Origin of the sequence: Comamonas sp. 4034 (assembly GCF_050434545.1) — a bacterium.
GTDB classification, from domain to species: Bacteria; Pseudomonadota; Gammaproteobacteria; order Burkholderiales; family Burkholderiaceae_C; genus Comamonas; species Comamonas odontotermitis.
In genome coordinates this window covers 267,588-276,115 of record NZ_JBNDIT010000004.1, presented here as the reverse complement: position 1 = coordinate 276,115, position 8,528 = coordinate 267,588, and the positions used below count along the sequence as shown (strand labels likewise).

Here is an 8,528-nt window from a genome sequence, read left to right as displayed (position 1 = left end):
AAGGACTCCAAGGTGATCGTGGCGATCAACAAGGACGAGGAGGCGCCGATCTTCAGCGTGGCCGACTATGGCCTGGTGGCCGACCTGTTCGAGGCGGTGCCCGAGATGGTGGGCAAGCTGTAATTTCAGCCCTTTCGGAAAAAACGCGGCCTGGCCGCGTTTTTTATTCCCCGGCGCTGCCTGGAAACGGAGCCTTGTCAGAGGGTGGCACAGGCCTCGCAACAGAGCAGGGCGCCTGCTGGGTTCGAAAGGAACTGCCTTGCATCCAGCCGATGTTTCAGCCGGTGTAAATACCGGGAATGGCATTTGCACTGATACCGCGCACTCTTTTGCGCGTCATCAATAAGGAATCACGGGTGGTGTAAGTTATTTGTAAGTATTCAGCGTGCTTATATCTTTATTACTGGTGAATTCCCTAGGAGGAGATACCAAAAGCGTCAATTTTCGTGACCTTTTGGCGCAAATGACTAGGGAAAGCGCTAGCGGCGAAAGAGCTTGAAAACACCGGCCCGTCGATAGAATTCCTGCGATCCGCATAAAACTGTTATCGCGGTTAGAGGCGGTCTGTATTACAGGGTAATCACCAGGTGAATGCAGTCTTTGCCATCGTGGTTCAACTGGTGAAGGGTTGGTTATGGATATTTTGCTGCAGCAGATCATTAATGGTCTGGTCCTGGGCAGCATGTACGCTTTGATAGCCTTGGGCTACACCATGGTGTACGGCATTATTCAATTGATTAACTTCGCGCACGGCGAAGTGCTGATGATCGGTGTACTGACGAGTTGGAGCATCATCGGCTGGATGCAGGGCGCCATGCCCGATACGCCCGGCTGGATCATCCTGCTGATCGCCACCTTGATTGCCTGTGTGGTGGCGGCAGTGCTCAATTTCACGATTGAAAAGCTGGCCTACCGGCCGCTGCGCAACAGCCCGCGCCTGGCGCCGCTGATCACGGCCATCGGCATGTCGATCCTGCTGCAGACGCTGGCCATGATCATCTGGAAGCCCAACTACAAGCCCTATGCGACCTTGCTGCCGGCTGAGCCCTTTGAAGTGGCGGGCGCGGTGATCACGCCGACCCAGATTCTGGTGCTGGGCGTGACGGCCATTGTGCTGGCGGTGCTGATGTACCTGGTCAACTACACCCGCCTGGGCCGCGCCATGCGTGCCACGGCGGAAAACCCCCGCGTTGCGGCCTTGATGGGCATCAAGCCTGACATGGTGATTTCGGCCACCTTCGTGATCGGTGCCGTGCTGGCGGCGATTGCAGGCGTGCTGTGGGCATCGAATTATGGAACTGCCCAGCACACCATGGGTTTCCTGCCGGGTCTGAAGGCGTTCATCGCCGCAGTGTTCGGCGGCATCGGCAATCTGGCTGGCGCCGTGGTGGGCGCCATGATTCTGGGCCTGGTGGAGGCCATTGGCGCCGGTTACATCGGCGAACTCACCGGCGGCATCCTGGGCAGCCAGTATGTCGACATCTTCTCGTTCATTGTGCTGATCATCGTGCTGACCCTGCGTCCTTCGGGCCTGCTGGGCGAGCGTGTGGCCGATCGTGCGTAAGGGGAACACAGCATGAAGAACAACAAAGCACAATGGATTCTGGGCGCGGTTGCGCTCCTGGTATTACCGCTCATCCTGCAGTACTTTGGCAATGCCTGGGTACGGATTGCCGATCTGGCGCTGCTCTATGTGATGCTGGCCCTGGGTCTGAACATCGTGGTGGGCTTTGCCGGCCTGCTGGACCTGGGCTATGTCGCCTTCTACGCGGTAGGTGCCTATATGCTGGGCCTGATGGCTTCGCCCCATCTGGCCGAGACATTCGAAGGCTTCAAGGCCATGTTCCCCAATGGGCTGCACACCTCGATCTGGCTGGTGATTCCGCTGGCGGCGCTGCTGGCAGCGCTGGCGGGGATGATTCTGGGCTTTCCGGTGCTCAAGTTGCGGGGCGATTACCTGGCCATCGTGACCCTGGGTTTTGGCGAGATCATCCGTATCTTCATGCTGAACCTGGACCAGCCTGTCAACATCACCAACGGCCCCAAGGGCCTGGGTCAGATCGATTCGATCAAGATCTTCGGCTTTGACTTTGCCAAGCCGCTGGAGATCGGCAGCTATACGGTCTCGTCCGTCACCCTGTACTACTACCTGTTCCTGGTGCTGGTGGTGGCCAGCGTGGCTATCTGCTACCGTCTGCAGGACTCGCGTATCGGTCGCGCCTGGATGGCGATCCGCGAAGACGAAATCGCCGCCAAGGCCATGGGCATCAACACCCGCAACCTGAAACTGATGGCATTCGGCATGGGCGCGACGTTCGGCGGCGTGTCCGGCGCCATGTTTGCGGGCTTCCAGGGCTTTGTGTCTCCGGAATCGTTCAGCCTGATGGAGTCGATCATGATCGTCGCCATGGTGGTGCTGGGGGGCCTGGGCCATATTCCCGGCGTCATTCTGGGCGCGGTGCTGCTGTCGGCCCTGCCAGAGGTGTTGCGCTATGTGGCTGGCCCGCTGCAGCAGCTGACGGATGGGCGGCTTGACGCCTCCATCCTGCGCCAGTTGCTGATTGCCGTGGCGATGATCGTGGTGATGCTGCTGCGTCCGCGTGGCCTGTGGCCCGCGCCCGAACATGGCAAGAGCGCCATCCAGAAAGACTGAGCAGGAGAATAGAGCATGACGAGTACACACGCTCCTGCACTGAAAGTGGCAGGTATTTCCAAGCGCTTTGGCGGTCTGCAGGCGCTGTCCGATGTGGGTTTGACCATTGAGCGCGGCCAGGTCTACGGCCTGATTGGCCCCAATGGGGCCGGCAAGACCACGTTCTTCAATGTGATCACGGGCCTGTACACGCCCGACAGCGGCACCTTCGAGCTGGCAGGCACGGCCTACCAGCCGACGGCAGTGCACCTGGTGGCCAAGGCGGGCATTGCGCGCACGTTCCAGAACATCCGTCTGTTTGCCGAGATGACGGCGCTCGAGAACGTGATGGTGGGGCGCCATGTGCGCAGCCAGTCCGGTCTGATCGGCGCCATCTTCCGCACCCAGGCTTTCAAGGCCGAGGAAATGGCGATCAAGGAACGTGCCCGCGAACTGCTGGCGTACGTGGGCATCGAGCGCTATGCCGATTACAAGGCGCGCACCCTGTCCTACGGCGACCAGCGGCGCCTGGAGATTGCCCGCGCGCTGGCAACCGATCCGCAGCTGATCGCGCTCGACGAGCCGGCCGCCGGCATGAATGCCACCGAAAAGGTGCAATTGCGCGAGCTGATCGACCGCATCCGCAAAGACAACCGCACGATCTTGCTGATCGAGCACGATGTGAAGCTGGTGATGGGCCTGTGTGACCGGGTGACCGTGCTCGACTATGGCAAGCGCCTGGCCGAGGGCACGCCTGCCGAAGTGCAGAAAGACGAAAAAGTGATTGAGGCCTACCTGGGCACCGGAGGACATTGAGCATGACGGACAAGACAAGCAACCCGGTGTTGTTGAAGGTACGCGGGCTGAAGGTGGCCTATGGCGGTATTCAGGCTGTCAAGGGCGTGGATTTTGAGGTGCACGAGGGCGAGCTGGTGTCGCTGATCGGCTCCAACGGCGCGGGCAAGACCACGACCATGAAGGCCGTGACCGCCACGCAGGCGATCAACGACGGCCAGATCGAGTTCCTGGGCCAGAACATCAAGGGCCTGGGTGCCTGGGACCTGGTGGCCAAGGGCCTGGTGATGGTGCCCGAAGGACGGGGCGTCTTTACGCGCCAGACCATTACCGACAATCTGATGCTCGGGGCCTACCTGCGCAAGGACAAGGCGGGCATCCTGGCCGACATCGAGAAAATGTTCAACATCTTCCCGCGTCTGCGCGAGCGCAAGGACCAGCTGGCGGGCACCATGTCCGGCGGCGAGCAGCAGATGCTGGCCATGGCGCGCGCGCTGATGGCGCAGCCCAAGCTGCTGCTGCTCGATGAGCCATCCATGGGGCTGTCGCCCATCATGGTTGACAAGATCTTCGAAGTGGTGCGCGATGTGTACGCCATGGGCGTGACGATCGTGCTGGTGGAGCAGAACGCAAGCCGCGCGCTGGCCATTGCCGACCGTGGCTACGTGATGGAATCGGGCATCATCACGATGACCGGCCCGGGCCAGGAGCTGCTGGCCGATCCGCGCGTGCGCGCCGCCTACCTGGGCGAGTAGGGCGCGCCGGGCAGAAGCGCCCGCAGACAGTCGACAGTCGATCAGAAGCACCGCATGGCGGTGCTTTTTTATTGCTCATGATTTGATAGCGTCTGGCGCTTTGCGGGAAAGGGCTGACGATGAAATCTGCTGATGAAATTGTTGCCGCAGCGGCACGTGGCAGCAAAAAGCGGCCACTTGCATGACAATGGCGCAACTTTTTCAAGGTGATTGTGTGAATTTCCTCCAGTCCATTCCTGTGCCCGTGCAAACGGTGCTGCTGCTGGTCCTTAGCAACGTGTTCATGACCTTTGCCTGGTACGGACACCTCAAGAACCTCTCCACTTCGCCCTGGTATATCGCCGCCATCGTCAGCTGGGGCATTGCGTTTTTTGAGTACATGCTGCAGGTTCCGGGCAACCGCATTGGCGCCACGCAGTTCAATGTGGGCCAGCTCAAGATCATGCAGGAGGTCATCACCCTGTTGGTGTTTGTGCCGTTTTCGGTCTGGTTTCTGGACCAGCCGCTCAAGCTCGATTACCTCTGGGCAGGGCTGTGCCTCCTGGGCGCGGTCTACTTTGTTTTTCGGGGTGCTGCCTGAATTGAGACAAAATAATGACAGCTGCATTTAAAATTGATGAATTGTGCAGTGCAGCAACTGTTTCCCTCCCGGGCGGATCTCCCGTCCGTCATCCCTCTCCCGCATTGAAACCGTATAGGTGCCCCCATGCTCTTTGGCAAACTCTTGCCGCGCGAAGGTAATTTTTTCGAACTGTTCAACCAACATGCGGACCGCATCGTCGAAGCGGCCCATGCATTTGCACAGTTGGTGGCCAACTACAACGATCCGCATCTGCGCGAGCGTTACAACCAGGATGTGGACAACGCCGAGCGTGCCGCTGACCGTGTGACCCACGAAGTCAACCGCACCCTGCACAAGACCTTCATCACCCCGATCGACCGCGAGCAGATCCACGCGCTGATCAACACCATGGACGATGTGGCGGACCTGATTCAGGATTCGGCCGAAACCATGGCGCTGTACGACGTGCGCCACATGACCGAGGAAATCACCCGCCTCACCGACCTGAGCGTCAAGTGCTGCGAGCGCGTGCGCGATGCCGTCAAGATGCTTGACCGCATTGCCGAGCCGGCCACGACCGAAGCGGCCATCAAGACCTGCGAAGAAATCGACCGCCTCGAGAGCGATGCTGACCGCGTGATGCGCTCTGCGATGAGCAAACTCTTCCGTGAAGAGCCCGATGTGCGCGAGGTGATCAAGCTCAAGGCGATCTACGAGCTGCTCGAGACCATCACCGACAAGTGCGAAGATGTGGCCAACCACATCGAAGGCATCATTCTCGAAAACTCCTGATCGGGCAGCCCCATGGAACCGATGCAAACCGCCCTGTGGGTGATTGTCGTGCTGGTGGCGCTCGCCATACTGTTCGACTTCATGAACGGGTTTCACGACGCGGCCAATTCGATTGCGACCGTTGTCTCCACCGGCGTGCTCAAGCCCACCCAGGCAGTGGTGTTTGCGGCATTCTTCAACTTTGTTGCCATCTTTGTCTTCCACCTGAGCGTGGCTGCCACCATTGGTAAAGGCATCGTGCAGCCGGGTATTGTCGACACCCACGTGATCTTCGGCGCCCTGGTGGGTGCTATCAGCTGGAACGTCATCACCTGGTACTACGGCATTCCGTCCAGTTCGTCCCACGCGCTGATCGGCGGCATTGTTGGCGCGGTCATTGCCAAGGCTGGCGCGGGCTCGCTGATTGCCAGCGGTATCTGGAAGACGATTGCCTTCATCTTCGTCTCGCCGCTGCTGGGCTTTTTGCTGGGCTCCTTGATGATGGTGATCGTTGCGTGGGTATTCCGCCGCGCCACACCCGGTCGCGTCGACAAATGGTTCCGCCGGCTGCAACTGGTGTCTGCCGGTGCCTACAGCCTGGGCCACGGCGGCAATGATGCGCAAAAGACCATCGGTATCATCTGGCTGCTGCTGCTGTCCACTGGCTACGCTTCGCCCAACGACGCCGAGCCACCGCTGTGGACCATTGTTTCGTGCTACGCGGCCATCGGCCTGGGCACCATGTTTGGTGGCTGGCGCATCGTCAAGACCATGGGCCAGAAGATCACCAAGCTCAAGCCCGTGGGCGGCTTCTGCGCTGAAACCGGTGGCGCGATGACACTGTTCATTGCCACTGCGCTGGGCGTGCCCGTATCCACCACGCACACCATCACCGGCGCCATCGTCGGCGTGGGCTCCACGCAGCGTGCCAGCGCTGTGCGCTGGGGCGTGGCAGGCAATATCGTCTGGGCCTGGGTGCTGACCATTCCAGCAGCCGCCTTTGTCGCCGCGTTTGCGTACTGGGTCAGCCTACAGCTGTACTAAGGATTGGCACATCAGGTGCAAAAGGTTGGCAGATATGATCGGCCAACCTTTTTTTCATTGACGTATGGCTGATTCCACAGTTTCTCGCGGTGCGCGCCCGATGGTTCGTGGTTGGCGCTGGTTGGCGGTAGCTGCCGCCGGGTTGGTGGCTGTGGCAGGAGTGTCCTGGGCGGCGGGAAGCTGGATCGCCCAGCCGCAGCAGCACCCTGTGGGGCCCGTGCCTGAGGGCTGGAATGCGCAGGCTGTAGAGATTGGCTCAGCGGAAGGGTTCGTCAGAGGCTGGTATGCGGATGGGGCGCCTGGACATGGCGCAGTGCTGTTGCTGCACGGTGTGCGGGCAGACCGCCGTGCCATGCTCCCCCGGGCGCGCGCCTTGAATCAACGTGGCTACGCAGTCCTGCTGATCGATCTGTACGCGCATGGCGAGAGTGATGGCGACATGATCAGCTTCGGGCCGAAAGAGGCTGCAGGCGTGCGCAGTGCCCTCGACTGGCTGCGCGACCGCCTACCGCAGGAGCGCTTGGGCGTCATCGGTGCATCACTGGGTGGCGCGGGCCTGTTGCTGGCGCACCAGGGACGTCCTCCCGATGCGGTGGTGCTGGAAGCTGTGTTCACCCGAATTGAAACTGCGGTGGACAACCGTGTGCGGGAGCGCCTGGGGCCGTTATCGGCAGTAGTGTCGCCCTTGCTTTTGGGGCAGATGCCGCTGCGTCTGGGCCTGGCGGCAGACCAGGTGCGGCCTGTCGACCATCTGGCGCAGCTTGCTGCCCCCGTGCTGGTGGCTGGTGGCGCCGACGACCGCTACACCACGCAGGCCGAGACCGAACAGATGTTTGCAGTAGCTGCGGAGCCCAAGCAGTTGTGGGTGGTGCCTGGTGCGGGGCATGTCGATCTGTATCGCTTTGCCCCACAGGCCTATGAGGCGCAGGTCTTTGGCTTTCTCAACCGCCATTTGCAAAAACAATAGCAATCTTCACTGGGAAATCTTGCGCGCCTCTTCGATCTGGTACTGAAAATAGTGCTCAAAGCTGTAGGCGAAGCTGGCCATCAGGATGGCGGTGCCGATCATCAGCGCAGCGGCAATGCCGAACACCGTGATCCAGTTGGTGCGGCCGGGTGCGGCCTCCTGATCGAGCGAGGGGTTGAAGCGCGCGTTCCATTTTTCGGGTGCCATCAGCCCGTAGATGATGGCCATCAAGGAGCAGGCTGCAATGGTAAAGCCCAGGAGCGGCACCAGCAGCCAGCTCATCTGGTCGTCAATGCCGTTGGCAGCAATGCGCTCCATGCCGTACAGGCCCAGGGCGGTGGGAATGGGCAGCAGCCAGCCGATCGTGTCTCCCAGGCCGTGCAGGTAGAAACGGTGCAGGCCTAGCGGCCCACCCAGAAAGGCCAGCCAGGTGGCGAGGGTCTTGTTTTTTGCAGATTTCATGGGGCAGGGGGCGTGCTGTCGCCAGCGCCCAGGGTTTTTTCCATCATCACAATGTCCAGCCAGCGACCGAACTTCCAACCGACGGAACGCATGGTGCCCACCGGTACGAAACCGGCAGCGGTGTGCACACCGATGGAGCCATGGTTGCCCGAATCGCCGATCACTGCAATCAATTTGCGGACACCGGCCTGCTCACATGCGTCGATCAGCGCCTGCATCAGAAGCCTGCCAATGCCTTTGCCGTGCTGTCCGTCTGCCACGTAGATCGAGTCTTCCGCCGAGAAACGGTAGGCGGGCCGTGCCTTAAACCAGTTGGCATAGGCATAGCCCACCACCTGTCCATCGTCTCCGACTGCAACCAGGTAAGGCAGCTTGCGCTGCAGCACCTCTTCGCGGCGGCGGATCATTTCGGATTCCCCTGGCGCTTCGGTTTCAAAGCTGCCGGTGCCGTGAAGCACATGGTGGGCATAGATGCGGGTGATGGCAGGAATGTCTTGGGCGGTGCTGATCCGAACGCTTGGCATGTTTTCCAGAAGTTTG

10 protein-coding genes and 1 pseudogene are annotated in these 8,528 nt (G+C 60.5%); 9 read left to right on the top strand and 2 right to left on the bottom strand.

Going from position 1 to position 8,528, the window contains the following annotated elements; all coding sequences use genetic code 11:
- The 9 genes and pseudogenes from ABIE32_RS06820 to ABIE32_RS06780 form a co-directional block, all read left to right on the top strand.
- A pseudogene (locus tag ABIE32_RS06820) lies at positions 1-123 on the top strand (electron transfer flavoprotein subunit alpha/FixB family protein); the annotation flags it as partial.
- 511 nt (positions 124-634) lie between these two features.
- Positions 635-1,564 carry a branched-chain amino acid ABC transporter permease gene (locus ABIE32_RS06815; RefSeq protein ID WP_184707717.1) on the top strand — a complete coding sequence of 310 codons (930 nt, stop codon included), beginning with the start codon at positions 635-637 and terminating at the stop codon, positions 1,562-1,564.
- Between the two features lie 12 nt (positions 1,565-1,576).
- Positions 1,577-2,653: an ABC transporter permease subunit gene (locus ABIE32_RS06810; protein WP_224150068.1), complete on the top strand. Its 1,077-nt coding sequence runs from the start codon at positions 1,577-1,579 to the stop codon at positions 2,651-2,653.
- A gap of 15 nt (positions 2,654-2,668) precedes the next feature.
- Positions 2,669-3,448 (top strand): ABC transporter ATP-binding protein, encoded by a 780-nt coding sequence (locus ABIE32_RS06805; protein WP_429014871.1) that lies wholly within the window; start codon positions 2,669-2,671, stop codon positions 3,446-3,448.
- Positions 3,449-3,450: 2 nt separating this feature from the next.
- A complete protein-coding gene (locus ABIE32_RS06800) occupies positions 3,451-4,182 on the top strand; it encodes an ABC transporter ATP-binding protein (RefSeq protein ID WP_224150066.1) in 732 nt (243 codons plus the stop codon).
- A gap of 214 nt (positions 4,183-4,396) precedes the next feature.
- Positions 4,397-4,762, top strand: coding sequence for a DMT family protein (locus tag ABIE32_RS06795; protein WP_184707709.1), 366 nt, complete (start codon positions 4,397-4,399; stop codon positions 4,760-4,762).
- Positions 4,763-4,888: 126 nt separating this feature from the next.
- Positions 4,889-5,536: a DUF47 domain-containing protein gene (locus ABIE32_RS06790; protein WP_184707707.1), complete on the top strand. Its 648-nt coding sequence runs from the start codon at positions 4,889-4,891 to the stop codon at positions 5,534-5,536.
- A 12-nt stretch (positions 5,537-5,548) separates the two neighbouring features.
- Complete coding sequence (locus tag ABIE32_RS06785; RefSeq protein WP_224150065.1) at positions 5,549-6,559, top strand: inorganic phosphate transporter; 1,011 nt, start codon at positions 5,549-5,551, stop codon at positions 6,557-6,559.
- Between the two features lie 64 nt (positions 6,560-6,623).
- On the top strand, positions 6,624-7,526 hold the full coding sequence (locus tag ABIE32_RS06780; protein ID WP_429014869.1) for an alpha/beta hydrolase: 903 nt from the start codon (positions 6,624-6,626) through the stop codon (positions 7,524-7,526).
- A gap of 6 nt (positions 7,527-7,532) precedes the next feature.
- On the opposite strand, the gene ABIE32_RS06775 is transcribed toward ABIE32_RS06780, so the two are convergent.
- Positions 7,533-7,988, bottom strand: coding sequence for a TM2 domain-containing protein (locus ABIE32_RS06775; protein ID WP_224150063.1), 456 nt, complete (start codon positions 7,986-7,988; stop codon positions 7,533-7,535).
- A complete protein-coding gene (locus ABIE32_RS06770) occupies positions 7,985-8,512 on the bottom strand; it encodes an N-acetyltransferase family protein (RefSeq protein WP_429014867.1) in 528 nt (175 codons plus the stop codon). Before ABIE32_RS06770 ends, ABIE32_RS06775 begins: the two co-directional genes overlap by 4 nt.
- Positions 8,513-8,528 lie beyond the last annotated feature (16 nt).

Excerpts from the sequence above, each read along its gene's own strand:
- ABIE32_RS06815 (WP_184707717.1), top strand. The coding sequence starts at position 635 with ATGGATATTTTGCTGCAGCAGATCATTAATGGTCTGGTCCTGGGCAGC.
- ABIE32_RS06780 (WP_429014869.1), top strand. The coding sequence starts at position 6,624 with ATGGCTGATTCCACAGTTTCTCGCGGTGCGCGCCCGATGGTTCGTGGT.
- ABIE32_RS06790 (WP_184707707.1), top strand. The coding sequence starts at position 4,889 with ATGCTCTTTGGCAAACTCTTGCCGCGCGAAGGTAATTTTTTCGAACTG.
- ABIE32_RS06770 (WP_429014867.1), bottom strand. The coding sequence starts at position 8,512 with ATGCCAAGCGTTCGGATCAGCACCGCCCAAGACATTCCTGCCATCACC.
- ABIE32_RS06785 (WP_224150065.1), top strand. The coding sequence starts at position 5,549 with ATGGAACCGATGCAAACCGCCCTGTGGGTGATTGTCGTGCTGGTGGCG.
- ABIE32_RS06805 (WP_429014871.1), top strand. The coding sequence starts at position 2,669 with ATGACGAGTACACACGCTCCTGCACTGAAAGTGGCAGGTATTTCCAAG.
- ABIE32_RS06810 (WP_224150068.1), top strand. The coding sequence starts at position 1,577 with ATGAAGAACAACAAAGCACAATGGATTCTGGGCGCGGTTGCGCTCCTG.
- ABIE32_RS06775 (WP_224150063.1), bottom strand. The coding sequence starts at position 7,988 with ATGAAATCTGCAAAAAACAAGACCCTCGCCACCTGGCTGGCCTTTCTG.
- ABIE32_RS06800 (WP_224150066.1), top strand. The coding sequence starts at position 3,451 with ATGACGGACAAGACAAGCAACCCGGTGTTGTTGAAGGTACGCGGGCTG.